22 protein-coding genes are annotated in these 25,091 nt (G+C 71.6%); all 22 read right to left on the bottom strand.

The genetic code is table 11. The features are described 5' to 3' along the window. Nucleotides 1-200: 200 nt before the first annotated feature. The 22 genes from OP18_RS25990 to OP18_RS25885 all read right to left on the bottom strand — a co-directional run bounded on the left by OP18_RS25990 (nucleotide 201) and on the right by OP18_RS25885 (nucleotide 24,905). Nucleotides 201-779 carry a hypothetical protein gene (locus OP18_RS25990; protein ID WP_156089784.1) on the bottom strand — a complete coding sequence of 193 codons (579 nt, stop codon included), beginning with the start codon at nucleotides 777-779 and terminating at the stop codon, nucleotides 201-203. Nucleotides 780-1,125: 346 nt separating this feature from the next. Next, nucleotides 1,126-2,424, bottom strand: a complete 1,299-nt coding sequence (locus OP18_RS25985) for a hypothetical protein (RefSeq protein WP_156089783.1) — start codon at nucleotides 2,422-2,424, stop codon at nucleotides 1,126-1,128. Beyond that, the gene (locus tag OP18_RS25980; RefSeq protein WP_052387326.1) at nucleotides 2,421-3,131 is read right to left on the bottom strand and encodes a GGDEF domain-containing protein; all 711 of its coding nucleotides are present in this window, start codon (nucleotides 3,129-3,131) and stop codon (nucleotides 2,421-2,423) included. Before OP18_RS25980 ends, OP18_RS25985 begins: the two co-directional genes overlap by 4 nt. A gap of 362 nt (nucleotides 3,132-3,493) precedes the next feature. Beyond that, complete coding sequence (locus OP18_RS25975) at nucleotides 3,494-3,673, bottom strand: hypothetical protein (RefSeq protein ID WP_033361616.1); 180 nt, start codon at nucleotides 3,671-3,673, stop codon at nucleotides 3,494-3,496. Next, on the bottom strand, nucleotides 3,670-4,269 hold the full coding sequence (locus OP18_RS25970; RefSeq protein WP_033361615.1) for an RNA polymerase sigma factor: 600 nt from the start codon (nucleotides 4,267-4,269) through the stop codon (nucleotides 3,670-3,672). Before OP18_RS25970 ends, OP18_RS25975 begins: the two co-directional genes overlap by 4 nt. Nucleotides 4,270-4,506: 237 nt before the next feature. Then, nucleotides 4,507-5,214, bottom strand: coding sequence for a C40 family peptidase (locus OP18_RS55545; protein WP_081971117.1), 708 nt, complete (start codon nucleotides 5,212-5,214; stop codon nucleotides 4,507-4,509). Between the two features lie 405 nt (nucleotides 5,215-5,619). Continuing rightward, entirely contained in the window at nucleotides 5,620-6,150 is a 531-nt protein-coding gene (locus tag OP18_RS25960; protein ID WP_033361614.1) for a hypothetical protein, read from the bottom strand. Continuing rightward, nucleotides 6,151-7,011 carry a DNA-processing protein DprA gene (locus OP18_RS25955; RefSeq protein WP_033361613.1) on the bottom strand — a complete coding sequence of 287 codons (861 nt, stop codon included), beginning with the start codon at nucleotides 7,009-7,011 and terminating at the stop codon, nucleotides 6,151-6,153. Between the two features lie 268 nt (nucleotides 7,012-7,279). After that, nucleotides 7,280-8,377, bottom strand: a complete 1,098-nt coding sequence (locus tag OP18_RS25950) for a DUF4192 domain-containing protein (RefSeq protein ID WP_162189835.1) — start codon at nucleotides 8,375-8,377, stop codon at nucleotides 7,280-7,282. Between the two features lie 209 nt (nucleotides 8,378-8,586). After that, entirely contained in the window at nucleotides 8,587-9,570 is a 984-nt protein-coding gene (locus OP18_RS25945; protein ID WP_081971114.1) for a DNA-processing protein DprA, read from the bottom strand. Further along, entirely contained in the window at nucleotides 9,567-10,814 is a 1,248-nt protein-coding gene (locus OP18_RS57555) for a hypothetical protein (RefSeq protein WP_156089782.1), read from the bottom strand. The genes OP18_RS25945 and OP18_RS57555 overlap by 4 nt, the downstream gene beginning before the upstream one ends. 151 nt (nucleotides 10,815-10,965) lie before the next feature. Beyond that, the gene (locus OP18_RS25935) at nucleotides 10,966-11,667 is read right to left on the bottom strand and encodes a diguanylate cyclase domain-containing protein (protein WP_162189834.1); all 702 of its coding nucleotides are present in this window, start codon (nucleotides 11,665-11,667) and stop codon (nucleotides 10,966-10,968) included. 189 nt (nucleotides 11,668-11,856) lie between these two features. Further along, complete coding sequence (locus tag OP18_RS25930; RefSeq protein ID WP_052387324.1) at nucleotides 11,857-12,939, bottom strand: DUF4192 domain-containing protein; 1,083 nt, start codon at nucleotides 12,937-12,939, stop codon at nucleotides 11,857-11,859. 134 nt (nucleotides 12,940-13,073) lie between these two features. Next, nucleotides 13,074-13,961, bottom strand: a complete 888-nt coding sequence (locus OP18_RS55530; protein WP_162189833.1) for a GGDEF domain-containing protein — start codon at nucleotides 13,959-13,961, stop codon at nucleotides 13,074-13,076. Next, nucleotides 13,958-14,665 (bottom strand): hypothetical protein, encoded by a 708-nt coding sequence (locus OP18_RS58720; RefSeq protein WP_162189832.1) that lies wholly within the window; start codon nucleotides 14,663-14,665, stop codon nucleotides 13,958-13,960. The genes OP18_RS55530 and OP18_RS58720 overlap by 4 nt, the downstream gene beginning before the upstream one ends. A gap of 752 nt (nucleotides 14,666-15,417) precedes the next feature. Further along, complete coding sequence (locus tag OP18_RS25915) at nucleotides 15,418-16,251, bottom strand: SMP-30/gluconolactonase/LRE family protein (RefSeq protein ID WP_033361609.1); 834 nt, start codon at nucleotides 16,249-16,251, stop codon at nucleotides 15,418-15,420. A 304-nt stretch (nucleotides 16,252-16,555) separates the two neighbouring features. Beyond that, nucleotides 16,556-17,497 carry a replication-relaxation family protein gene (locus OP18_RS25910; RefSeq protein WP_052387320.1) on the bottom strand — a complete coding sequence of 314 codons (942 nt, stop codon included), beginning with the start codon at nucleotides 17,495-17,497 and terminating at the stop codon, nucleotides 16,556-16,558. A gap of 169 nt (nucleotides 17,498-17,666) precedes the next feature. After that, complete coding sequence (locus OP18_RS25905; protein ID WP_063745590.1) at nucleotides 17,667-20,060, bottom strand: type IV secretory system conjugative DNA transfer family protein; 2,394 nt, start codon at nucleotides 20,058-20,060, stop codon at nucleotides 17,667-17,669. Nucleotides 20,061-20,263: 203 nt separating this feature from the next. Next, on the bottom strand, nucleotides 20,264-22,123 hold the full coding sequence (locus tag OP18_RS25900; RefSeq protein ID WP_063745589.1) for a VirB4 family type IV secretion system protein: 1,860 nt from the start codon (nucleotides 22,121-22,123) through the stop codon (nucleotides 20,264-20,266). 74 nt (nucleotides 22,124-22,197) lie between these two features. Next, nucleotides 22,198-23,223: a PrgI family protein gene (locus OP18_RS25895; RefSeq protein WP_052387319.1), complete on the bottom strand. Its 1,026-nt coding sequence runs from the start codon at nucleotides 23,221-23,223 to the stop codon at nucleotides 22,198-22,200. Between the two features lie 69 nt (nucleotides 23,224-23,292). Continuing rightward, nucleotides 23,293-24,558 (bottom strand): hypothetical protein, encoded by a 1,266-nt coding sequence (locus OP18_RS25890; RefSeq protein ID WP_052387318.1) that lies wholly within the window; start codon nucleotides 24,556-24,558, stop codon nucleotides 23,293-23,295. Continuing rightward, nucleotides 24,558-24,905 (bottom strand): pilin, encoded by a 348-nt coding sequence (locus OP18_RS25885; protein WP_081971109.1) that lies wholly within the window; start codon nucleotides 24,903-24,905, stop codon nucleotides 24,558-24,560. Before OP18_RS25885 ends, OP18_RS25890 begins: the two co-directional genes overlap by 1 nt. Between the last annotated feature and the right edge of the window lie 186 nt (nucleotides 24,906-25,091).

Genomic DNA, 25,091 nt, shown 5'->3' with positions numbered 1-25,091 from the left:
GGTGTCGCCACCCGCTTCGACAAGCTCGCCGTCCGGTACGAAGCCACCCTGCACATCGCCGCGATCAACGAATGGCTATGACTTCGACACACGACCTAGTGCGGTGTGCCCGGCGTAGGCGAGGGCGGTGCCGTGACCGAAAGGGCGATCGACCCAGGTCGGGGCTGAAGTTGGCCGGGTCGTTCGGCCATCGGGCGTTTTCAGGCGGATGGTATGTCGCTCAGCACCACTTCGGTGAGGTCGTGGCCAGCTTGGAGTGAGCTAACAATGTCCAGTTCGATCGGTGGTTGCGTCATGTCGATGGAGACGCTGATGTAGTGGGCGTCGACGATCACATCGCCGTCGGTACCGACGTGCGTTACGTAGCGGATGGTGTGCCAAAGACCCGAGCCCGGGTCGACCGCACCGGCGGCCTGGAGGTGACCGCCTCCATCCGCGTACGCATCGAAGTGGGACAGGATGTTCCGGACGTCTGCGGTCGCTGGTACGGCCAAGTCGAAGCACTGCACGGCATCGCGGATCTCGGCGCTGCGGGTCGGAACGGCGTACCGCATCGCCAACGTTGCAGCTCGGCGCACGAGGCTGAGGCTGATCGGGTACGTCAGCGTGTCCGACGCGATCACGACTTGCGTTGCGACATGCTCCACAAGATCTGCAGTGCCAGGTCTGCGGATGTGGTCGAGGATTCGATTGCCCTGCAGGTTCGCGGCGTTCATCCAGGTCATGGTGTAGACCTGCCCCTGCCAGTAAAGCCGCTGGCGCTCTCGCGGAGTCGTCATCGCATCATGGTCCATGCCCATCAGGAGCTCGGCGAGCGAAATAGCGCCTGACCCGCCGCGCCGAACCCGCCGAAAGTGCCGGCCGCACCTACGGGGTGACGGCGATGGCGGAGCTGCCGGAGGATGGGGAGGACGGAGGGACGGACTGCACCGCATCGCCTCCGCATTTGCGTTTAGGCAACCCGCGTTCAAAGACGACGATGCACCTGGCCAAGATCTGGTGCGCGTGGGCAGGGCTGTGCTGGTCACCGTCAGGCCAGCACCACCGGCGCTTCGGTGGTGAGCGACGCGCATACAAGCGTTGTTATGTGGCGGCGGAAGTGCTCCGCCGCCACATCGATCTGCGTTAGACGTCGGCCTCCGGCGCATCGTCTGGCTTTTGTTTGCTTAGGATGCGCACCGTAGTGCTGAGCTTGATCTCTGCATCCTTGGGGCCTCGAAGGTGGGGATGGATGTAGACGGGGCGGCGTAGTGCTCGGCCTGGTCCGTAGGGCTGGTCGCGCCAGTGCCCGGTTACCCAGACTCGGCTGGTGTACGCCCTGCTGGTCGCCGTCCGGGAGCTGCCGGTGTTCGCGTTGTGGCGGGTTCGAATGTGGATGATTCGCACGTCGGGTAGTGGGCGTTTCGCTCGTGCGTATTTTTTGCGGACGTTCTTGTCGATCGCCGCGGGTTCGGTTTCGGCGGCGCCCTGAGCGATGAGGAGCCAGGTGGCTAGAACCGGCGCGAGCGGGTGACTTCCGCACTCGCCGAGTTGCTGGCCGGCGTCGAGGATGTGGTCGCGGATCGGGGTGAGCCAGCCGGCGTCGCCGCGGAGTGCCTGCATGGCTTCGTCCCGCAGGCCGCCTCCGATGGCGCGGTAGAGGACGATCCAGGTGGCGTTGTCGCGGCGTTTCCAGCTGGCGGCGGTGATGCCGCGAGGTGCGATGGATCGGGACCAGATGAGCAGTCCGTCGTCGCACGGTGCGAGGTTGCTGGTGGCGGTGACTGCCGGAAGGTCGGCTGTGGCGGCTTCGGCCATGTCGGTGAAGTCGTCGTCGACCCAGTAGAGGCGTGCGCGGTCCAGTGAGTCGGCCAGGTCGGTCCGGCGATACGGAACTGTTGTTGTCGCAGGCAGGCCGAGCGGCCCCCGGCAGAGCCGGGTGAGACCGTCGCGGATGCGCGGCAGGTGGCGGGCATCGAGGGTGAGGTCGGGCCAGGCGGTGGTGGTGATGAGCGTTCGGCCGGGACGCCGGTCGGCGAGGAACCCGGCATGCAGCGTCCGGTATGCGGCGCGGGTGACGGCGTCGCGGTGCAGCCCTGCTCGGCGTGCGGCTCGTTCGGCGGGTGCATCGGTGCGGCCTGCTTCGATGTCGATGGTGCAGGGCACGCACGCCGCCCAGACCGCGCCCAGGTCTTGCAGGAGGCCCTGCTGGTCGCCGACGCCGACGCCGAGGACGGCGACGTTGCCGCCCGTGATCGTCCACGCGGATTGTGGGTCGCCGCAGAAGTCGCAGACGCGCCGCACGGTGTCCAGGGTGCGGACCGGTACCGGGACGGGCTGGTGCCCGTCGGTGTCGTGGTGCAGGGGGTGCCCGTACTCGCCGTTGAAGACGTTGAGCGGTACGAAGCACACAGCGCACGCCATCTCGTCGCGGGCCGGCATCATGCGGTCACCCCCGGGCGGTTGTGGCGCAGGTCGCGCGGCCGGGGTCCGCGACGGTGTTGCCGGTCGGGCATGGTCATGCCGGGCGCGTAGGTGATGTGCTGGTTTCCGCCCTGGTGTTTGGCGTGGTACATGGCGGTGTCGGCCCGGTGTAGGGCGACGTCTTGCAGGTGGTCGGTGCTCTCGATGACGGCGACGCCGATGCTGGCGGTGACGGCGGTCGTGACCGGCCCGTTGTCGGTGTCGACCTGGACGGGCCTGCCGACTGCCGAGACGATCGTGTCTGCGAGGCTGGCGATCTGCTGGTCGCGGACGGGCAGGATGATGACGAACTCGTCTCCGGACAGTCGGGCGGCGGCACCGCCGTTGATCTCGGTGATCGAGCTGATCCTGTCTGCGACCTCCATGAGCAGCGTGTCGCCGCCGTCGTGGCCGTAGGTGTCGTTGACTGCTTTGAACCCGTCGAGGTCCAGGAGCATGACGATGAGCGGCTGCGGTCCAGGTGCGGCGGCGAGCCCGGTGTAGACGGCGTGCAGCCCGGTGCGGTTGAACAGTCCGGTGAGCGGGTCGTGGGCGAGCTGCCAGGCCGCGTCGGCAAGCTCGCGGTACGTGCGGTTGAGGGCTGGCCGGGCGGCGAGGCGGCCGAGCCCGACGCCGATGCTGAGGATCGCCGCGGCGATGGTGGCGATCACGAGGATCGTGATGAACACTGGGGTCTCCATTTCGATGGAGGCCCGGGACGCTCTCGTTGTCTAGGCGCGTTGCGTCCCGGGTCCTGTGGATATGACGACGGCCCGCCGCTGGCGGGCCGTTTGTTGTGGTGCTGACGCCGGTGCCGGCGGTGTCCTCGAGGTACGAGGGTCAGTGGGCCGTTGCCGGCGCGGTCGTGCCGTCGAGGCTGTCGGCCGTCCCGACTCGGGCGGGATAGCGTCCGGCGCTGACCCACCTGCCGTTGGAAGCTCGCTGGGGTTCGTCGGTGCGGGACTGCCGGGCGAGGAGCTGGTCCGGCTCTCGCGGGCTGCCGGTGGGCCGGTACTCGTAGTCCTCGGAGACGACGCTGACGTAGTCGACGTCAGAGGCGTAGGGGGTGCAGGATCGTGCCGCCGAGCCGGTCGCAGCAGGCGACGGAGACCGGATACCAGCCGTTGACAGCCAGGGTGACGCGATGGCCGCAGGTCAGCGCCAGCGCGAACACGCACAGCCGGTGCAGCTCCTTACCATCGATCGCTGGCCCGGTGATTGGGCCGGTCATGACGTCGCCGCTGCGGTGGTGAAGGTGGCTCGCATGCGGCGCAGGGCGCGTCGTTCCAGGCACCGCATCGCCTCGGGGCTGCGGTCCATGAGGCGGGCCGCTGCGTCGCGGGGGTAATCGTCGAGGTAGCGCAGTTGGATCGCGCGGCGTTCGGCGGCGGTGAGCCGGGCCATCGCGTGGACGAACGTGATGTGTTCGGGCCGGGCGGCCGGATCGACGACGGGCGGGGGCGTGGTGTCGAGGGCGGCGTGACGGTGCATGGTGTGTGCGGCGCGGGTATAGCGGCGGCGCGACCAGTCGTGGCGCATGCACGTCTTCGCGGCCTGGATGATGCACCAGCCGCGGACGTCGAGCAGCGTGGTGGACAGCTCGGTCAGGGCGCCGGTGAACGCTTCCTGGACGAGGTCCGGGATCGCGTCGCGGTCACGATCGCGCATGCGGACGTTGACGTAGCGGGTGACAGGCTCGTGGTAAGTCCGGTAGAGCTCGGCGAAGGCGTTACGGTCGCCGAGTTGGGCGCGGTGCAGCAGGGCAGGGACCTGCGGGGTGACGTCGGGGCGTCGGCGGCGTGCGCCGCTGGAGCTGTTGCCGTGCATGGGATTCCTCCTCTGGCGTGTGCGGGAATCCGGGCACGGCTGTCGGCCGTGCCCGGAAGGTGCGTGTGCGCGGTCGGCCGGGCGTCGGCCGGAGTCGGTGGCGAATGGAGCGGCTACCGTGTTCGCGGAGCGGGTTGCGATGAGGTCTGTCCTCCCGTGGACATGCGACAAGGCGGCCACCATCTGATGGCCGCCTCCGATGGAGGAGCTGGACCCGGGACGATGATCTGAACCGTCCTATTCAACGACCCGTCGGACAGCCGCAACCTGGTTCCGCCACCGCGACAGTGGACTGATCTTGACGACGTCGCCAGTATGTGGGGCTTGGATCAGTAGGTCGTTGCCGAGGTACATGCCGACGTGGCCGGGGCTGCTGCGGGTGCCGCCGCTGCCGGGAATGAACACAAGGTCGCCCGGTGCGACATCATCGACGGGGACGCCGACGCCGGCGTGGACCTGCTCGGTGGTCGTGCGGGGGATGTTGACGCCGGCGTGGCGGTACGCGATCTGCATCAGGCTCGAGCAGTCGCATTGCCGGGCGGGGATGCCGGAGCGGGGAGCGGTGCAGTCGCCGCCGAAGGTGTACGGGGTGCCGAGCTGGGCGAGTGCCCAGGTGATCGCGGCCGCTGCGACCGGTGACGTGCCGGCAGGCACTCGGTAATCCGCAGGCGCGGCGATCACCTCACCGGCGAGTTCGCCGCCGTCCGCGGTGCAGGGCAACGCGAACGAGACCGGGGTCGTCTGGTCGCTGGTCGGCGCGGACGCGGTGGTGGCGGGAGCCGTCGCTGGGGAGTCCTGGCCAGCACTGTAGGTGCTCGACGCGGTGCCGGGTTCGAGTGTGCTGCTGCACGCGGCGTGTCCGCCTAGGACGCCGAGGCCAGCGGCGCAGGTGACGACGGCGGCGGCGCACACTGCCACGACGAGGCCAAGAATCTTGGCGCTCATCGACGTGATCCTGCCGACGGGCGTGCGGACGGGCGTAGGGGAGTGGTCATGGTTACCTCCACAAAACACAGAAAGGGCGCGCTTGTGCGCGCTGATCGGGCGAACGGCACACGGTGGCCGGCGCTGTGGCGGTGCAGGGTCTCGGCGCGTCGACGGTCGGAATGCCTGGTAATGCCGGCGTGTCGCGGTGATGGCCGTCGTGGCTGCGGCGATGCCGGTGACGACGTGCCGGGTCCGCCGCCGACGTGCCGTGGCGGACCCGGCATCGGGTTGGCGTAGGCAGTGCGCTGGACCCGAGGGTCGGCCCAGGTGGGAGCGACTGCGAACGTGCGACCGGTGGTGCGGCCCGTGAACGGTGCACCCGCGGTGCTGGACGCCGCCGGCAGCGCCGGTTGCGCTACCGGGTCAGGCGGCCGGCCCGCCGATCGCCAGTGCCGGATCGATGCGCAGCGGGGGTATCCGCCGCCATGACGCGGCCAGGGTGTCCGGCACTTCCGGGTGGCGGATCACGGTGTATTGCTGGACGTGTACGGCGAACCATCGCTCCGCAGCCGCGCTCTGCCGCAGTCGCCGCTGCGGGTCCGCGGGTGCGTCGGCGAGCGCTGGATGCGTGCCGGAGCGGTAGGTGGTGCGGGCGCCGGACAGCATCGGGCACGCCCGGGCGCTGTACACGGCGCACGGTGGGCAGGTCGCCGGTTCCGACGTGCACTGCAGCAGCAGGTCGGACCGACGGGCGAACAGCACCGCAGTGTCCGGCAGGTGCCGACCGCAGATCTGGCACCGCCGCTCACGCAGGCACCGGTGCTGGTTCGCCTCGGCGATGTTGCCGAACAGCGACACGCCGGCGTTGGTGACCGGTGTGATCCACGGTACGACGAGCCCGCCGGCGAGCGGCCGGTCCAGCAGGTGCGGCGGGACCGCAGGTGGCGTCGTCATCTACGCACCGCCCGTCGACATGGCCGCGTGTGTGGTGATGCGGTCCGCGATGGGGTCCGTGGCGAGGTCGGCGATGATGTCGGCGGCGCTGGTGACCGCCCGGACCCGCGGGTCGGCGCGCAGCAGCTGGTGGCAGCCGCCGGACACCGTCGAGGTTACCGGCCCCGGCACGACCATGCCGCGGCGGCCGAACCGCAACGCCCGCTGTAGCGTGCCGATCGCTACGGCGCCGTGCGCGGCCTCAACGACGACGGTGCCGCCGCTGACCGTGGCGAGCAGTGACCGGTTCGCCGACCACCGCCGGGTACTGGCTTGCGCGTCCGGCGGCCACGCGCTCAGCAGCAACCCGGTCACGGCGAGCCGCCGGTACATGTCGACGCTGGCTTGCGGGTACAGCTGCCGCAGCCCGCACGGTAGAACCGCCACCGCTGCGTCGCAGGCCGCCGCGGCCCGTAGCGCGGTGCCGTCGATGCCGCGAATGCCGGTCGACACGACGGTGCGGCCGGCGACGGCGAGCTCGGTGGCGATCTCGTCGGTGGTCCACACACCGTATGGGGTGGCGACGTCGGTGCCGGTGACGGTCACCGTGGTGGCTGGCTGTGGTGTCGGCGCGGGGCCGAGCGCCCACAGGCAGACCGGGCTGGACCCGACGACGCGGGTGAGGTCGCTGATCCCGGCCGGCCAGTCCGGGTCCTCCGGGATCACCACCCGGCACCACGTCATCGCCTCGGCGACGCCGTCGGTGGCCTGCTCACGGATCGGCCGGAGGCGATGACGAACCTCCGGGCGGAGGGTCTCGCGTGCGACGTCCCCGTGGGAGAGCCGCTCGTAGGCGGCTTGCGGGCCGTGCTCAGCGACCATGGCGGTGACATGAGCGCGGCTCGGGCCGAATACCCAGCTGAGTTTCGCCCGCGCGATCCGTGCCTCGGCATCGGTGGCGCTCGCTCGTGTGGTCAGATGTTGGCCGTGGTGGCCGGGCGGTGCCGCGGGTGGCGGCATCGTGATGTGGTGTGTGGCCATGTTGATGGCCTCCTCTCCCCGCCTCGTGGCGGCGGACAGGCTGGGACGCCCCACGCCCCAGCCGGCCCGTCGACGCGAGGTGAGCACGCACCCGTGGAGGTGCGGGTGTCTACCGCCCGGCGCCGCCGGCGTTGCGCAGCAGCGCGATGTAGTGCGCCAGGTGCGGCGGTATGTCCTCGTCCAGCAGCTGCTGGATGAGAACGGCGAACGGGTTGCCGGGGTCGTCGCGCAGCGCACGGCCAACGCAGTGGCGGGCGAGCGACGGTTGGTGCGCCCGCCACGCCAAGTACGCGGCGAGGCAGGCAGGGCCGGTCACGAACCCGGGCATCGCCCGGCGAGTCAAGTCCAGCCACAGCTGCAAATACCGGCCGTCGCCGTTGTCGGTCTTCACGTACGCGTAATCCAGGACGACGTCACTGCCCAGCAGGACGATGAGTTCCGCGGCGGCATCGTCGTCGAGGGTCCCGCCGGCATGGCAGGTGCGCATCGCGTTGTCAACGACGGCATGCACCAGCCGCCCCAGGTCCTCACCAACCGTCGTGTCGACGCGTTCCACCAGGCCGGTGGGTGGAGCGGGCAGCACCATGGCCTTCAATCGGGCCATAACCCGCTTGTGGGCCACTCGCATCGCCGTCGCCGCGTCGCCGGTGACCGGTAGCACGGCCTCGGCATCAGTGTCGTCGCCGGTGTCGTCTCCAGTGTCAGCTCCAGGATCAGCGGCGCAGTGCGCTTGCGGTGGGGCACCGGCCGTGGTCCGGGTGGGCCGAGGCGGCAGGGTGAACGGTGTACCACCGCCGGTCGAGGTGGGCTGATCGGGACGGTGCTCGAAGTACCGCTCACCGGTAACACGGAATAGGTGCATCACGGTCAGGCCGTGCACGGTGAACACCGCCGTGGCCACCTCGAACATTGTTATGACCGGCGCCGCGTCGCCGTAACCGACGACGACCAGGTTGACGCTGCCGAGACCGTGCCCCTGCACCGCGATGTCGTGCAGCACCTGCGCCGCCTCAGCTGTCGCGTCGCTGGTCGGGTCCACCGCCAAGGACTCGGCGGGCAGGTCAAACCGCGCGACGAAGGTGAGGCGCTGGTCGCGGAAACCGACGACGACCGCACTATGCGCAGGGTGCCGGCCAAGCGCGGCCGCCACGTCGGCGAGGAGGCCCGGCACGGACGCGGCCTGCGACGGTGGAGATGAATCGGACATGGGTGGCTCCTTCATCAGTGAAGGACGTTCCGGCGGCAACCCGCCGCCGGAACGTCCGGTTGGTTGGCTGGTTACTGCCTGGCGCCCGAGCTGCCACCGGCAGCCGTCACCGTGGCGACTACGGGTGGCGGCTGCTGCACAGCTGGGCTCCCGCGGCCGCCGCTGAACAGCTGGGAAACACCGCGGTCAAACGCGTCCGGTCCTCTGCGCTACCGGGCCGCGCAGGGCTTCCCGTTGGCGTCGGGCTCGCCCCTCGAAGCATCCGACTCGCCGGTGTCGCCGGTGCCGTCGGTGTCGTCGGGCCGGTGGCTGAGTTCGGCGAGGACATCTTCGACGGTGCACACAACCCGCATCCGCGAGTCGTCACGCAGCAGCATGTGGCAGCCGGCCGACATCGCCGACGTGACCGGACCCGGCACGACCATGCCGGGCCGACCGAACCGCACCGCGTGCCGCACCACGTCAATCGCGGTGCTGCGCACGCCGGCCTCGACGATGACAGTGCCGCCGGTGAGCGCCGCGAGCAGCGCCCGACCGGACCGGGAACGGTGCCGGGCCGGGTGTGCGTCCGGCGGCCACGCCGACAGCAGCAGACCGGTGTCGGCGACCCGTTGCAGCAGCCGCACGTTCGCGGCCGGGTACAGGTGCTGCAACCCGCACGACAGGACCGCGACCGGTGAACCGCCAGCAGCGCACGCCGCACGCAGCGCGGCAGCACCGACACCGACGTCGCCGGTGGACACCACGAGCCGATCGTGGCCGACAACCCCGACAGCCAGGTCCTCGGCCACATACTGGCCGTATGTCGTGACGGCGCGGGCACCGATGATGGTCACCGACGTGCCCTGTACCGGCAGGTCTGCGCTGCCACGCGCCCACAGGCACACCGGATCCAAGCCGTGTTCCCCGGTGAGCGCGGCCAGGCCGGTCGGCCACTCGATGTCCTCGGGGATCACCACCCGGCACGACGCCAGCCCTTCGTGCACGCCGCGGGCCGCGAGCTCGCGGGCATTGCCAGGCAAGTGCCGCACCTCGACGCGCAGCAGACCCTCCGACGGCGTGGTCGCGGTGAGCCGGTCGAGCGCCTCCACCGGTCCGTATTGGCGTACGGCGGCAACCACCGTCGGCTCACCCGGCTCGAACAGCCAGCTCAACGCGGCCCGTGCGGTACGGATCTCGTCAACAGCCGTCATCGGGTCGCCCCCACAAGGGCATCAGCGGCACCAGTTCCGGCAGGCTGGACGGCATCGGCCGCGTCGCCGGCAGCCGCTCCGCCGAGCTTCTCCCTGGCAGCGTCGTCGGGCACCTCGCTGGGCACCTCGCTGGGTTCGTTGCTGGGTTCGTCGCCGGGTTCGTCGCCAGGTTCGTCGTCGGTGTCGCCGGGGGTCAGGTCCAGCAGGATGCGTCGGGACACCCGCCGTACGGTTTCCGCGCATGAACGCACGAGTTCCATGTCCCCGTCAGCCCAGCCGAGCACGTACGCGTCGCTGTAGCTACGAGTGTCGAAGCCGAGCGCAGCACACACGACGTGGGCGACGCTTTCCGCCTCGGTCTCGGCCCTGCCACGGTGCACCTGCGCACCGGACAGGGCCGCCGACACGTGCCCGCAGCGGATGTGGGCCAGCTCGTGCGCAGTGGTCGCGACCCGCTGCGCGGCACTGCCATCGGCACGCACCTGCACCAGACGTGCCGCACCGAACACGGTCACCCCGTTCGCGGCGCCCAGATGCCCCGACCCTGGCGGGACCAGCTGAAAGGTGAACCCCTCAGCTTCGATCAGAGTGATCAGGTCGTTGAGGACGTTGGTCGGGTCGTCGCCGTCCACCGGCTGCGGCAGTCGCCGTCCGACGACCGATCGTCGGCGGATCCGCTGCACTGTCGGCGGTTCGAACGGTGCACCGTCGGTCTGGCTCAACTCGAACGTGGACTCGGCACGGAACCCGACGACCTGCTTAACGGGCCGGCCGTCAGCGTCACGCAGCACCGGATTACCGGCGGCGGCCAGTTGCGCGGCCTGCTCCTCGCTCGGACGGCGCATGATCGGCGCCCAGATCCGGAATGCCTGTTCGCCGCGGCGGACCTGGCGGCCGTGCCTGAGCCAGCCGGAGGTGCGGTCCTTGCCGCCGTACGGAAGGAAGTACCGCGGGGTGATGCCCCGCTGTGCCGCCTGGATTGATAGCAGCAGCTGGTTGGACACGCTGTACCGGGCGCCGAACGCGGCGACTTGTTCGACGAACTCGACCCACTGCCGCGGCTCGCCGGCCATGCCGGCGAGCCGGGCGTCGCAGTCCGCCTGGAACTGCTCCAGGTGTGCCGCCCCCCTTCGGCCATCGGCTCGACCGGTTGAGGCGGGACGTGCGCCGCGGTTGCTGGCGCCGCGCTGTCGCTGGCTGGTGGGTGTGGCGTCCGGCGTGGCGCCGGAACGAGCTGTGGCCATCGTCTGTGGCCTCCTGTCTCCGCCGTGTGGCGGCGGACAGGTTGGGACCCGCCGGCCCCAGCCTGCCCGTGGGCACAAGGTGGGACCGGTCGGTCAGCCGGTTACGGCACCCGCCGGTGGCGGTGCCGTTCCCAACGGGTGCGGAGACGCATCAGCTGGGTTCGGCCGGATGCCGTACCCAGGCCGCATTGCTCTGTTTCGCCGAGCGCAGCGCGACGTCGGCGTGTGCCAGCACGAGACGGCCGTCGGGCTCCTCGTAAGCGGGCGCGGTGGCGATGCCTGCCCGTGCCCGCATCGGGACCGCGGCGCGATGGCTCGCGGTCGCGGCGTGCACGGCAGCGACGAGACGCCCGGCCAGCACGCCGGCCAGCACCCCGGCCCGTGCACCGGCCACATCACCGGACAGGTCGCCCGTTCCTGCGGTAGACCCGCGCCGGTAGGTGGTGCCACGCAACGCTCGGGCGGGCACGACCACGGCGAATTCGTCGCGGCGCAGCCGGAACGCGTCCGCGCCGGCCGCTGCGGCCTCGTGCTGGATCCGGCGCGCGATGCGCACGATGGCGTCGTTGAACGCCCGCTCGCCGATGGTCCGCAGGTGCGTGCGGTAGCCGTCGATGTTGAGCAGGATGACGGTGCCGCCCTGGCCGTGCGGGGTGGCCATCAGCCGGTGGAACGCGGCCCGGTTGCCGAGGCTGGTCAGTAGGTCGTTGTACGCGGTCTTCCGGGCCTGCAGCAGGGCAGCGGTATGGCGGTCGGCGGCTCGCCGCCGTACGAGCGCGGCGGCGAGCGCCGCGGCAGCGGCGGCAAGGGCGACGGCGCCGATCGCGGCGACGACGACGTGCATGGTGGACATGGCGTCCACACCTCCGTTCGTTGAGGAGGATGCGGACGGCCGGTGCCCCGGCTGTCCGCATCCAACGGGTGGATGTGCGAACCTGCCGGTGGCAGGTGGTGCGTCGGGACCTACATGGACCTGCATGACCTGCATGGACCTGCATGGACCCGGTCGGAGCAGAGAGCGGCCTTGGTCAGCCGCGGATGGTCAGCAGTGCTGTTGGCGTGGTGCTGAGCCGGCGGTCGCGGCGCGCAGCGTTGACCGCCACTGCGCCGGCGGCATCCCCGCGTCCAGCGCCACTTCCAGCTGGCGCGCCATGCTGCTGGTGAACCCGGTCTGCAGCGCGAGATCCATGGCCACGTTGGCCAAGGCGCCGTTGCCGGCGAGGTAGGCGCAGCTCGCCAGCAGGCATGCGGGTGCCCCGACCAGCGGCGGTGTGGCCCGCCGGGTCACGTCGGTCCACAGTTGCCGCTGCCACGGCTCGTCCGTGGTGCACCGCCAGGCCAGGGACTCGACCGCCGGCAGGTGCAGCAGGACAGCGAGCCAGCCGACCTCATCGTCGCTCAGGACCCGGCCCTGTTCCGCGTCGTGCAACGCATCGCGCAGGGCACGCGCCCCGGCGTCGACAACGTGCGTGGGTGCCGGCTGCACGGCAGGGCCGGGCGTCGCGTCCAGCCGTGAACGCGGCCCATGGTCGGGGAGGTTATCGATGCGTCCGGTGTTGTCGCCGATCATTGCCTGCAGCCGGTGGACGGCTCGGCGGCAAGCGGTGTCCATGGCGGCGCGACGCCGGCCTCGAACCGGGTCCAGCTGCGCGGCGAGCGCGGCGCGGTCCGGCAGCGCGACCACGCCGTTCGCGACGAGCTGCGCGGCAACCGGTGAGGTGTCCGGGTTGTACGCCTCGCCGTCGACCGGGCAGGCGGCACAGCCCGGGATCAGACAGTAGTAGCGGCCCTCGGTGCTACGCCACACGCCTGGCACGGCGACGCCGAGCGAGGTCAGCGCGGTGTGCAGCTGCGCGGCCACGGCGTCGACGCGCTGCGGTGAGCCGTAGCCGACGATGATGGCGGTGTGGGCGGTCGCGGCGACGTACGCGACTGTCCGCCGCACCGCTGCGCCGCCGTCGGCGTCGACGCCCGCCACCGGCAGGTTGACGAAGCACGGGCGTTGCGTGTCGCGGACGGCGACGCAGACGACGCTGTCATTCGGGTGGAAGCCGACGAGGTACGGGATGGCGCTGAGCAGGTCCGTCGGGCTGCTCAACCGCAGCGGCATGGGCGTGCTGGTCATCAGGGTCCTTTCCGGCGCTGCGGTCGTTGACCGCAGGCCCGCTGGTGAATTGGCGGATTGCTTGCTCGCCGCGGATCGTGGCGGCGGGTGCTGCACCGCCTCGCGGCGGTTCGGTGCACCGGTGGGGCGTGCTGTCACCGGGTCGTGGGTGAGCCGGCGGCGCGGGTTGTGATGGTGGGCAGGTGCGGTCGGGTGTCGCGTCTGCGAATCGCCGGTCGGGTGCCGTCCAGCGCGGGCCGGCCGTCGCGGTCGGCCCGGTACAGCAGGACCTGCCCGCCACCGGCGTGCTTCGCCGAGTACATCGCCGCGTCAGCGCAGGCCAGCACGTACGTGGCGGCGCCGGAGGCGACCGCGGCGGGGCAGTCGGCCTGGGTGGGGCCGCCGACGGCGACACCGACGCTGGCCCGCAGCGGCACGAGGCGCCCGGCGACCGGCCCCGGGTCGGCAAGGGCTGCCGAGATCGCGGCCTGCAATCCGGTCGCGTCGCTGCCCGGGGCGACGAGGGTCAGTTCGTCGCCGCCCTGCCGGACCAGGCAACCGCCCACCGGGACGCTGGCACGCAGCCGGTCGGCGATCGCGGCCAGATACTGGTCGCCGGCGGCGTGTCCCCAGGTGAGGTTCACGTCGTGCAGGCCGTCGACGTCGACGAGCGCGACGGTGAACGGTGCACCGGACGCGTCGGCGCGCTGCAACACCCGATACAGGGCCGCGCGGGTGGGAAGCCGGGTCAACGGGTCCCGTTCTGCCTCCCGGACCGCCGAGTCCACCGCGTCATGCACCGCATCGTGCACCGCCTTGCGCACGGCGACGGTCGTGAGCCGCCGGTACCAGGCGATGACGGTGAGCGTGGCGACGGCGCACACAGCTGCGCCGGCCACCGCGGCCGCCGCGGCGCCAACTGTCGTGCTGTGCCGGTGCAACACCAGCAGGCCGCCGCACACGGCCGCCACCGCCTGCGCGGCGGCGACCAGCAGCGCATCGGCGTAGACCGGCACTCGAGGCTGCCGGGGGGAGCGGTTCATGCCCTCGCCTCCTGCCGGTGCGGCTGCTGCCGGAACTTCGGGGCGTGGCCGCTGCGTCGGGCCGGTTGCGAGCTGGTGACGTGCACCGCGACGAGCGCGGCGTCCCGGTTGAGTCCCTCCAGGTGGGCGTTGGCCAACCGCAGGTAAGTGATCCGGTCTGCGACCCGCTCGGTGTTCGGTTGCAGCAGCGGCCCGTCGGCGCAGATGAACCCGTCGCCGGGCACCGCCGCCAACCAACCGAGGCTGGTGTACGTATGCTGCCCGGCCTGGAACAGTTCCAGGTCCACCGGGTGCAACGGCCACCGCTGGCCGGGCAACGCGTTGTGGGTCTGCATCGCCACGACGCGCGGCTGGGCGTGGAAGTCCCGCGACGCGCGGTCCGCAGAATACCTCGGGTCGTGCTCGAGGCGGGCGCAAAAGTCGGCCCAGGTACGGGCGGTGGGCGTGGCGATGGTGACGTACCGCCACCATCGCCACTGGGTCGACGCCGCGAGCGCGGCCAGGTGCCGCATCCGGGCCAGGTCGAGACGGGCGACGACGGCGCCGCTGGTGAACCCGTTCCACAGGTCCACGAAGTGTCGGGCCCGGCCGGGCCGGGCCAGGAAACGCGGGACGCCGCCGGCAGCGGAGAGGCCCGCCGCGGCCACCCGGGCGGCGGCAACGCCGAGCAGGTCGACGGTCGGCGTGCCAGCCGGCAGCGCCACCACAACGGTCCTGACCGGCGCTGCCGATGGCAGCGGAGAGCGGTGCTGGATGTGCATGCTGTTCCTCCTTCGAACTTGTTGGGCAGGGGCATCGGCCTGCCCCGATGGCAGGCGACGGAGGTGTGCGGATGCGGCTCTTGCCGGCAGTGCGCCGACACGGCGGCGGTCTCGTCCGGTGCGCGGCGTCCTACGCAGCGGTCGATGACCAAGCGGCGTCCGTTGGACGCGTGGAGCCAGGCTCAACCGGCAGACTCGGCCGTGTGCGAGGCGGCGTGCCGGCACCGTCGAACTGCCCGGGTCGGGTACCGAGGCAGTACCAGCGGCCTGGTCGGCTAGGACCAGCGCAACGCTGACCACGGTGACGCCGGTCGGCGACTCACAGCCCTGCGCGTGAGAACGAGGGAACGCTCACGGCAATAGCCGCAACGTCCGCGCGGCAGCGAGTGGCTCGGGTGGCGCCGGATGGCACCGGGTGATTCCGGGTGATTCAGGGTGATACCGGATGGTTGCGGTGGTGCGGGCGGTGCGCCCTGATGCCGTCAACGCGGCCGACCGGCCGGGACGGCGGGTGGGCTGATGCGATGGCATCGGGCGGGCAGAGCGCCCTGAAGCGGGTGGAACGTGGTGATGATGAATGAGCGCTCACCGTAGCTGCGGCACCCAACTGGCTTCCGTCGCCGACGGCCTGGTTGGGTTCTTGCCGGTGCCGGTTGGGTATCAGCCGGTCGGAGTCCGGTGTCCGTGCGTGGGCATCACGGCCAGCCGGCACCCGGCACGTCGACCTGGACGGCGAGCACCTGGCCACTACCCGGCGTCACCATCTGCGACGCGGTCATGCCCTGCCACTCGGCGGCGGTGATGAACAGGGTCGTGCGGTCGGGACCACCCAACGCGCAGGCGAAGCCGCCCCGGTCCAGCGCGACGGTTTGCAGCACCTCGCCGCCTTCGGCGACGCGAGCACACCGCCGGTTCGGCACGTCGGCGTACCAGACGGCATCCTGCACGTCCATGCAGATGCCGTCCGGCACACCATTGCCCAAATCTGCCCAGACTCTCCGGTTGGACAACCCGCCGTCCGCGTTGATGTCGAAGGCGACCAGGCAGTGCCGGTAGGAGTCCGCAACGATCAACGTCGCGTTGTCCGCCGTCACCGCCATCCCGTTCGGGAACGCGATATCGTCGGCGACCTGCCGCAGCGAGCCGTCCACCGCGGCCAAGAACACCGAACCAGGTCGGAACGCCTCCCCGGTCATCGGGTTGGACCCGGCGCCGTTGACGTAGACGTTGCCGCGCCCGTCGGCCACGACGTCGTTCCAGCCTGGGCGGCCGAAGTCGGCGTGCGTTGTCAGCGTGCCGTCCGGTTCGCGGCGCAGCAGCCGACCGTCGGCGGAGGAGACGATGACCAGCCGGTTGTCCGGCAGCCAGGCCGTGCACAGCGGAAGGGATGCCACCCGTGCGACCACCTCGACGCGGCCGGCCAGATCCACCGCGACAACTTCGCCGGCGGACCAGTCCGACACGTACAGCTGGTCTCGGTGCCAGCGCGGGGACTCGACCAGCCCTCGGCCGGCCAACAGCGTCTGCATCTCACCCATCGTTGCCTACCACCGTCCGTGTCCGCATGCCGGCGTCAGCGAGTTCATCGACGGCCTGGATGACGTCCCATGCGCCGGGCTGCGGAAACGGTACCTCGCCGAGCATGAACAGGCGATCGCCGCGCATGCGTCGCAGACCTCGCCGTACGACGGGCTGCCCACCGACGTCCGGCTCGCATTCCCCACAGCCGACCGGCTCCGGCGACCGGCTCCGACAGGTCGTACCCGCCTGGGACAGCGGCGATCGCGAACAGGACGTCCTCGCCCGAGCGCCGTGACGACGCACGGTCGACGCTTACGGCGGGTCGAGTAGCAGCCGCAGCGGATCCTGGTCGGGGGACGGCGGACCCGGGTGCAGCGGACCGCGCCACCCCAGCTCCGATGGCACCTCGATGAGCCGCAGCCGCGGGCCGGTGTCCCCGGGCAGCGTCCAGATCGGGCCGGCCGGGTCCGTGCCGGCACGGTCCTGGGTGCTGGTCGCCACGACCACCCCGCACGTGCCGGCCGCCGCGAACCGCTGCAGCAGGTTGCGTTCCCGCGCCCGGCTCGGCAGCACGAACAGCACCGGCCAGCGCGGGCCGCCGGCGTCCTGCAGCCGCCGGTACGCCGGCAGCTTCCCGACCACCGTGGCCAGGGTTTCGGTGCCGGTGTCGTACTCGAGGTAGAACGCGACCGTATGCCCGTCTTCCCGCCACACGCCGTGCCCGTCGGGCTGGACGCGGCGGTTGACGGCGGCGGCCATCGCCGGCCCGGACCACCAGCGGGCCAGCCGAGTGCCGGGCAACGCCCGGGACTGGGCGAGCAACGCGACGAACACCCCGTTGGTGCCGACGGTGTGCGACAGCTGCGGACTGGCCACGACCCGGTCCTGCAGCTCACGGACCGCGCGGGGCGTCGGCGGCCGCTGCCCGCTGGCGAGCGCCACATACCGGGCCGACAGCAGCCCCGGTAGCCAGTGGGTGCCGAGCCGCCGCCGGTGCCGCACCGGGATGAACCAGGCGATGAACCCGAGGCGGCGCAGCACGTTGAGCCGGTTGCGGCAGGTCCGCACCGCGGTGAACAACACTCTGGTGATCTGGTCGGTGGTCAGCGTGCGGTGCTCCTCGAGCAGGTGCGCCAGGACCAGGTCGCGGGGTTCCAGCCGCCGGGCGAGCGCCCGCAGCGACGCCCACCCCAGCGGCTGCGGATGCGGCGATGGCCGGGAGCGCTGTACCCCCGGTCGGGAGATGTCCCCCACAGGGACATTTCGGGTTTCGCCGGCGTCGCCGCTCATGTGCTCCCACCTGCGCTGATGCGGGCAGTTGGGTGCTCTGGCGGCAGTCTCTGGTCACCTAGGGGTCCGCCTGCCCACCGACCCGACCATCCACCTGCCCACCCAGCCGCCCATCCGCCCGACCGTTGGCCGGTCATCGCTCGGCCGCGTGGGGCGTCCGGCCGTCGCTGTCGTGGCCGCTGTCGTAGGTAGTGTCGTGCGCGCTGTTGTAGGCGCGGCCGGCGAGCTGCTCAACCCCGGACGGTGGCGCTGTCCGCCGCCGCTGGGCGCCGTCCGGGTGGTTGCGTTCCGGCCCGGCGCCGGCGCGCGCGACGGCCTGCCGCAGGGCGGTCGTCTCGCCGAGGACCGGCAGCGGCGGGCGCGTCCGCAACGTGAACGCGGGGGTCTGGGCGGCGTCCACGACGAGCCGCACCGCGGCCGTGTACCGGTCCAGGTGCGTCAGGTCGTGCTCGTCGAGCTCCGGCAGGGTGTGCCGGGCCAACTGGTGGCTGTCCTCTGGTGAACAGGCGAAGATCAGCTTGTTGCGGGCGTTGGCCGACAACGCCAGCTGCAGCTCCCGCGGCAGCTGCGACAGGGTCTGATGCGCCAGGACCAACGACAGGTGGTAGCCGCGGGCCTCGGCGAGCATGTCACCGACGGACCCGGCGAGATTGAGCACATTGTGGGCCTCGTCGACGTAGCAGACCGCGTCGCGGCGGCGCGCCTCCGGCAGTTTCGACCGGGCGGTCGCCGCCTGCCACACCGAGGCGAACACGAACGACCCCATGAGTTTCGCGGTCTCCTCACCCAGCTGGCCTTTCGGCAGCCGGGCAATGAGCAGCCCACCATCCAGGACGCGACCCATGTCGAAGCTGGAGCGCGGGGTGCCGATGGTGCGGCGTACGAAGTCCCGGAGCAGCAGCGACCGCAGCCGGGCCAGGACAGGGCCGATCACCTGCGCCCGCAACGTCGCCGGCGTCGACTCGTACCACTCCCAGAACCCGCGCAGCCCTTCCGGGTCGTCGAGGTCCGCGGTGAACTGGGCGCGGAACTGCTTGCTGTTCAGCAGCGGCGGTACCAGGGTCAGGGTGGCGTTGGCGCGGCGCATCAACGTCAAGCACGCCACCCGCATCACGTCGTCGATGCGCGGCCCCCAATGCCGTTGGAAGATCTTGGAGAAGATTGCGACGACGTTGTCCACGACGAGGTCGTCGTCGAAGCCCTCGAGGGGATTGAACGTGGCACCGTCGGGCTGGTCCGGGTCGATGAGCACCACCTTGTCGGCGATCGATGCCGGCAGCCGGTCCAACACGTCCAACGCCAGGTCACCCTTCGGGTCGATGAGCACGACACCCCGCCCAGCACGCACGTCGTCGAGCACCATGTGGCACAGCTGCGTCGACTTCCCCGAACCGGTCGCGCCCAGCACATGCAGGTGCTGGCGGGCGTCGACGACCGGCACGCCGACGGCGTGCCCGCCGACCTCCGCCCGGCCGAGGACCTTCACGCCGCGTCCGCCGGACGGCACCGCCACCGGCGCCGGCACCGCCTTGGCCCGGGCCCGCTCCAGGCCGGCAACAGCGATGTCGGTCGGCAACCCGGCCAGCGCGGCGAGCTCCGCTGCCGACAGCAGGAACCCGCGCCGTAACCGGCGTGACGTCACCAGGCCGGCCGCCCCGGCGATCGGCATGTGCCGCAGCCGGTTGCGTCCGCCGTACACGCCGTATCCGGCTGCGAAAGCCTGCGCAAGCGTGCCGAGACGCCGCTCTATAGCGGCATCGCGCCTGCCAGTCCCGCGACCGTTACCCCGACCGTCAGTCCGACCGTCACCTCGACTGCTGCCGCTGGACGCGCCTGCGCCGGTGACTGCATAGCGGACGGCGACCTCCCACAGCGGGCCGACAGCCTTGTCGATCGCCGGGCCGGCATCGCGGGCACCGACCGGGTCAGCCGTGCTGCGGCCGCCTCCACCGCCAGCGCGGGCACCACCCAACAGACCGGTGATGGCGTCAAGGATGCCGAGTAGCCACACCGCCGGGTCCAGCAAATCGCCGGCCGTGGGTCGGCCGGCCCGCAACGCGGCCGCGGCCCGGCGCAGTGCACGCACCCGCGCCGCGGTCGCCGGCCGCGCCAGCACCTGCACGCAGGCACGCTCGGTGCTGCGCAGCGCCGCACCGGCCGCGATCAACGTGCGCATCGGATCGGTGCCATGCTCGACCTGCAGCGGGTACCAGCCGGGCAGCACCGGTGTGAACACGCCACCGGCCGCCGTCGCGTCGGCCGGGACAGGATTGTCGGCGTCACCGACCGTCACCGCACAGCCCGGCCACGCCGCCGACGCTGCAGCAGCCACCGGCGCGGCCGGCACACCCCCGGGCAGCCACACCACCACGGTGAGGGCCCGCCCCACCCACCGGTACTCCATCGCCACGTGCGGCGCCCCGAAGCGCAGCCGCCGCCACCAGGACGTGACCAGCAGCTCCCGCACCGTCGCCCACCAGGCGACGACACCGGCCGGGTCCACCTGCGGCGGCGGCGTGATCCGCACCTGCCGCGCACCCGTAAGCAGCCGCCGATGCCGACGCTCACCAACACCCCGCAGTCCAACCGCCGTCGCCGCCAACACGGCGTACACGACGGCGAGCAGCCACGGCCACACGCCAGCCACGACCGAAATCACCGAGCTCAGCGCCGAACCAGCTGGCATGTCGACCGACGCGCTCACCGCAGCCGCGGGCGGCGCCCCGCCCGTCACCACGCGCCCCGATCGTCCTGCAGGTCGCCGAAGTCGTCGCTCAGGTCATCGCCGAGGTCATCGCCGAGGTCATCGCCCAGGTCATCGGGCAGGTCGCCGGCACCGACGTCGGCGGTGGGTCCGTCGGCGACCCCGGTGCACAACGCGTGCTCGCGGGCGGACGCGACCGTCTGGAACGCCACGCGGTGCGCGCCGGCGAGCAGCAGGGCTTCGCCGCGCCCTGCCGACAGCAACATCCGCGCCTCACCGGCGGTCAACGCGAACTGTTCCGTGATCCGTTCGATCGCCTGCGGCGACTGCCGCATCAACACCTGCGTACCGGCGTTGGCGATCACCGCCACCCCGAGATCGGATCCGAGCAGGTCAGCCGCGTCCTGGGTGACGACCGCGACCCCGGCACGACGTTTGCGGGCAGCCTTCGACAACCGGTATAGGAACCGGGCACCCTCACCCTCCCGCAGCAGCGTCCACGCCTCATCGACCACCACCAGTCGCCGCACGTCCGGCCCACCACCCGCGCCTGCTGTCGGTGCGTCGACCGCGCGCCAGATCGCGTCCAGGGCCAACAGCATCCCGACGGAGCGCAGCTCATCCGGCAGCTGCCGCACCGACCACACCACCAGCGGCCCCACCGCCCGCACCGTGCTCGGCCCGTCGAACAGGTCCTTGAACGAGCCGTCCACCCACGGCGACAACCGCGCCGCCAGGATGTGACCTGCCGGGTCGCCGCCGGCGGCGAGCGCCGCAGCCAGGTCTTGTAGCAGCGGCGGCGGCCGATGCCACGTGGCAGGGTCGCTGGTGATGCCCGCCGCCTGGTAGGCGGCCAGGACCGCCCGGTCCAGGGCAGAACGCTCCGCTGCCGGCGGCTGCTCACCCAGCAGCACACCCACCAGCGTGTGGATGAACATCGCGCGTCGCTGCAACGCATCCGGGCGCCGGTCCGACACCGGCAGGTTGAACGGGTTGACCCGCACCCCGGCCGCGCCGAGCTCGACCGCGACCCCGCCGACCGCGTCGCACAGGCGCAGATACTCACCCTCCGGGTCGATGATCGCCACGTGGACGCCGTCGTACAGCGACCGCAACGACTCCAGCTTCACCAGGTACGACTTGCCGGCGCCGGACCGGGCCAGCACGACACTGTTGTAGTTGTCCTGCTGCCACCGGTCCCACCACACGACCCCGTTCGAGCCGGTGCTCAACCCGTACAGGACCCCACCAGCGGGTGCGCCCTCACCGGGCAGCGGTGCCGGCAGGTCGTGGCTGCCCAGCGGGAACGCCGCCGCGAGCGCGTCGGAGTCCACGATGCGGCGCAAGCCGATGCTGTCCGCCGCCAGCGGCAGGCTGCTGGTCCACGCCTGCAGCTGCCGCCACGTCGCGGGCTGCGTGTCCAGCAGCACCGATGCCGCCGCCGCACGCACCTGCGCGACCGCGTCGATGAGCTCCGGCACCGACCCGGCATGCACACACAGCAGATGACCGACCCGGAACAGTCGGGCCGCGCCGCGCGCGACCCGCTCGGCGAGATCAGCGGCGTCCTCGGCGGCAGCATCGACGGCCGGGTCGCCGAGACCGCCACGGTTGATGTCGAAGCGCCGGTTCGATTCCAGCCGTGCCCGCTGCCGCCGCAGCCGCGCCGCTGCCGTCACCGCCGGCACCGGCTCGATGTGCTGCACCACGTCCAGCCGGCCTGGCCACGCCAGGATCGGCTCCAGCCACGACATGCCGACCTCCGGCGGGTATCCGGTGACGATCAACGTCGCCACGTAGCCGTCACCGACCCGCAGGTAATGCGGCGTGTGCTGCACCGCCGCCGGACCAACCACCTCGGCGACATGCGTCGCGGGGTCCGCCACCGGCGACTGCCGAGCCGGTCGAGCCGGTCGCGTCGCCCGACGGGACACCGCCGCCAGCAGCGACCGCACGCCGCTCACCGGGGCACCGCCGTACCACGAGCGCCGCCGCGGATCGTCTGCGGTGCAGCCTGCGGTGCAGCGTGCACCGAGGGCTGCGCCGGCAGCTGTGCCGCGCGCGGCGCCGGGCCGGTCACCGGCTGCTGCGGCAGCACCCGCGACCAGCTCGCATCCGCCGGCGCGAACGGGTCGACGGCAGCGGCCAGCACCGCGGCGACCATGGAGCCGTCCAGCACCCGGGTCCGGCCGCCGAGCGCTGCCAACGCCGCCGCAGTGTGCTCCGCCCGCCGCAACACCTCGACCCCGTCGCCCGGCCCGGCCGGTGCCGTGCACGCCACCGTGACCGTGCGCCACAGCGGGTCACGCTCCGCCGCCACGTCCAGCAGGAACTCGCCGTGCTCGACCGCAGCATCGGCAAGCGCCGGATGCGGCAACCGGGCCGCCACGTCCATGAGCCGGTCCGCCGCCGACGTCAGATCGACCCGCCGGGTCGACACGACCACCTGCACCGGCTCGGTCAGGCTGTTGAGCCAGCGACCGTACCCGGCGACGAGCGCGGCCTGCTCCGCACCGGTGCGCAGCCCGACGTTCACCGTCGTGGCCGCCACCAGCGCCACCGTGTGGCCGTCGACGTCCACGGCGCCGCTGGCGGCGATCGCGTCCACCGGCAGCCGCAACAACCCCGGCACCGGACCGGCCGGCGGATCGGTGTGTGGCGCCCAGTCCGGCGCCGCCTGAACCGGTGCAGAGACCGTCAGCCGCGGCGAGCGCCAGTACCGCACCGCCGCCCACAGCCACACATCCAACGGCACCCCGTCGCGGCGCCCCAAGGCGAGCGTGACCGCCGCACCCGCGAACGGTGCCAACACCAGCACCAGGACCTGCACCGGCACGAGCGGGCCGAGGACCCGGGCGGTCAGGTAGCCGGCGGCCGCAGTCACGACAAGGATCGCCGCCTGCCTGGCGGTCAGGTTGAACACGATCCGGTCCGGTGCCTCGACATCCGCGGGCACGCGGGCACGGACCTCCAGCTCAGCGTCCATCAGCAAGCTCCTTTCCAAACAGTGGTGGGACCGGGCGCCGCGCCGACGGCGTCCAGATCCGGCGGACGGTCATGAGGTCGGCCGGCCTGGGCGGGCCGGCGGGGTGCGCGCCTGCCACGCCGGTCGACGCCTCGGCATGGCCGTGGCTGGGTTGACACCGGGCGGCACCGGCAACCGTGGCGCAGCTGCCGCCGGTCGGGACGCCGGTGTGGCGCCACGGGCGCCGCTACCCCCGCCGCCCGGACTCGGACTGCTGCCCGTACGGCCTCCCGCACGACTGCTCGGACCGCTGCTCGGATCGCGGCGTGGCGCGGTGGACGGCAGCGGCCGTGGTGCTGTCAGCCGCCAGTACGGCAGCACCGCGGACGCGACACCAGACCGACCCGCACCACCGCCGGACACTGGCAGCCGACGTCCCGCTCGGCCGACGCCCAATGCCCGCAACGGCAACCGCAGCGCACCCGTGAGCTTCTGCATGACCGCCATGCGCAGCACGACACCGACGACGCTCTGCTGCCGACCGCCGCCCAGACCGCGGCGCAACAATGCCGGGATGCGCAGGGTCGCCCACAACAGGCACACGATGATCAGCAGGTTGACGGTTCCGTTGCCCGTCGGGTCCTTCGGCAGCATCATCCCCGGCAGATTGGCCGCCGGGTCCAGCAGCACCGACAGCGTCACATGCAACGCCAACGCCTGCGCGGTGACGGTCCCGAGCAACACCCCGAACGAACGCCACCACAGCCGCGCCGCCCCGTCGGTGAACGGTGTCGCGTGGCACGCCAACGCCAACGGCGCCACACTGACCACCACGACCAACGTGCCAATCCGGATGATCCACGTCGCCAGCAGCATCCCGGTCAGCACCACCAGGATCATCGCGATGACCGCAGTCAGCAGCGCATCGTTCTGGCTGCTCAAACAGGCCGTCAACACCGCCGTCAACTGCCGCAGATCCCGCTCGGGACTGATCGAGGCGCCGGTGACCGCCACAGTGACACTGTTGCCGAAACCGATCATCCAGCCGCAGATCGGTGCCGCGAAGTTCGCAGCGATCCAACCGATCACCAGCCGTGGTCCCAGCTCAGCCAAACCGTAGCGGGACTGCACCGTCTCCCGGCCCATCACCATGACCGCCGCGGCGAGGATCGCCAGCCCGAACGACGCGTTCACGATCAGCAGCAACCGATTGGAAATCGTCGTGACCTGCGGCAATGTCGTCACGTCCGGGGTCGTGTACGCCGTGGCTGCCAGCAACCCCCACAGGTGCCCCAACGTCGCCATGGTCATCTTGACCAGCGCGGTGAACACCTCACCGAGCAGAAAGCCGCCCATCAGCTGCCCACGATGCTCTTGAGCAGCGTCAGCAGGACCGGTGCGAGGACCGCAAGGGCGTAGCCGATCGCGGCGGAGCGCAGCGCCTGGTTCGACTTCTCCACCTCCGCCGGGTCACCACCGGCGGTCACCCGACGGAAACCGCCGAGGGTCAGGAACAACGTCGCGACCGCAGCCAGCAGCGTCGTGACCGTGTTGGTGAGGTTGCTGATGACCGTCGGCAGGTCATACACGGCAAGCGGGACCGGTTCACCGGCGAACGCCGGCTCGCCGGTACCGACGAACACGGCAGTGACCGACGCGGTCACCGCCGCAACAACCACAGCACGGACAGCGAAACGGACCATCGATGACACCTCCGATCCCCGCATCTGCGGGGGCGTCGCAACGGATCGAGATCGCCCTCGGGGCTCAGCACGCTCAACTGGCATGTCCCGATGACGCAGAATCTGGGCCGATCGCCTCCAGCAGCGCCGACCCCGCTTCCTGCCCACCCAAGGCGCCAGTTGGGTGACCAACCAGCGGCGCAGCCC

This window comes from Dactylosporangium aurantiacum (genome assembly GCF_000716715.1).
Classification (GTDB): domain Bacteria; phylum Actinomycetota; class Actinomycetes; order Mycobacteriales; family Micromonosporaceae; genus Dactylosporangium; species Dactylosporangium aurantiacum.
The sequence above is the reverse complement of the archived record's forward strand: the minus strand, read 5'-3'. Positions and strand labels throughout refer to the sequence as shown.

What these genes read in the sequence shown, in the direction of transcription:
- OP18_RS25970 (WP_033361615.1), bottom strand. Translation starts at nt 4,269, where the DNA reads ATGCACGGCAACAGCTCCAGCGGCGCACGCCGCCGACGCCCCGACGTC.
- OP18_RS55545 (WP_081971117.1), bottom strand. Translation starts at nt 5,214, where the DNA reads ATGAGCGCCAAGATTCTTGGCCTCGTCGTGGCAGTGTGCGCCGCCGCC.
- OP18_RS57555 (WP_156089782.1), bottom strand. Translation starts at nt 10,814, where the DNA reads ATGGCCACAGCTCGTTCCGGCGCCACGCCGGACGCCACACCCACCAGC.
- OP18_RS25985 (WP_156089783.1), bottom strand. Translation starts at nt 2,424, where the DNA reads ATGATGCCGGCCCGCGACGAGATGGCGTGCGCTGTGTGCTTCGTACCG.
- OP18_RS25990 (WP_156089784.1), bottom strand. Translation starts at nt 779, where the DNA reads ATGACGACTCCGCGAGAGCGCCAGCGGCTTTACTGGCAGGGGCAGGTC.
- OP18_RS25950 (WP_162189835.1), bottom strand. Translation starts at nt 8,377, where the DNA reads ATGTCCGATTCATCTCCACCGTCGCAGGCCGCGTCCGTGCCGGGCCTC.
- OP18_RS25945 (WP_081971114.1), bottom strand. Translation starts at nt 9,570, where the DNA reads ATGACGGCTGTTGACGAGATCCGTACCGCACGGGCCGCGTTGAGCTGG.
- OP18_RS25935 (WP_162189834.1), bottom strand. Translation starts at nt 11,667, where the DNA reads ATGTCCACCATGCACGTCGTCGTCGCCGCGATCGGCGCCGTCGCCCTT.
- OP18_RS25960 (WP_033361614.1), bottom strand. Translation starts at nt 6,150, where the DNA reads ATGACGACGCCACCTGCGGTCCCGCCGCACCTGCTGGACCGGCCGCTC.
- OP18_RS25895 (WP_052387319.1), bottom strand. Translation starts at nt 23,223, where the DNA reads ATGGACGCTGAGCTGGAGGTCCGTGCCCGCGTGCCCGCGGATGTCGAG.
- OP18_RS25890 (WP_052387318.1), bottom strand. Translation starts at nt 24,558, where the DNA reads ATGGGCGGCTTTCTGCTCGGTGAGGTGTTCACCGCGCTGGTCAAGATG.
- OP18_RS55530 (WP_162189833.1), bottom strand. Translation starts at nt 13,961, where the DNA reads ATGAACCGCTCCCCCCGGCAGCCTCGAGTGCCGGTCTACGCCGATGCG.
- OP18_RS25915 (WP_033361609.1), bottom strand. Translation starts at nt 16,251, where the DNA reads ATGCAGACGCTGTTGGCCGGCCGAGGGCTGGTCGAGTCCCCGCGCTGG.
- OP18_RS25955 (WP_033361613.1), bottom strand. Translation starts at nt 7,011, where the DNA reads ATGGTCGCTGAGCACGGCCCGCAAGCCGCCTACGAGCGGCTCTCCCAC.
- OP18_RS25975 (WP_033361616.1), bottom strand. Translation starts at nt 3,673, where the DNA reads ATGACCGGCCCAATCACCGGGCCAGCGATCGATGGTAAGGAGCTGCAC.
- OP18_RS25885 (WP_081971109.1), bottom strand. Translation starts at nt 24,905, where the DNA reads ATGGTCCGTTTCGCTGTCCGTGCTGTGGTTGTTGCGGCGGTGACCGCG.
- OP18_RS25930 (WP_052387324.1), bottom strand. Translation starts at nt 12,939, where the DNA reads ATGACCAGCACGCCCATGCCGCTGCGGTTGAGCAGCCCGACGGACCTG.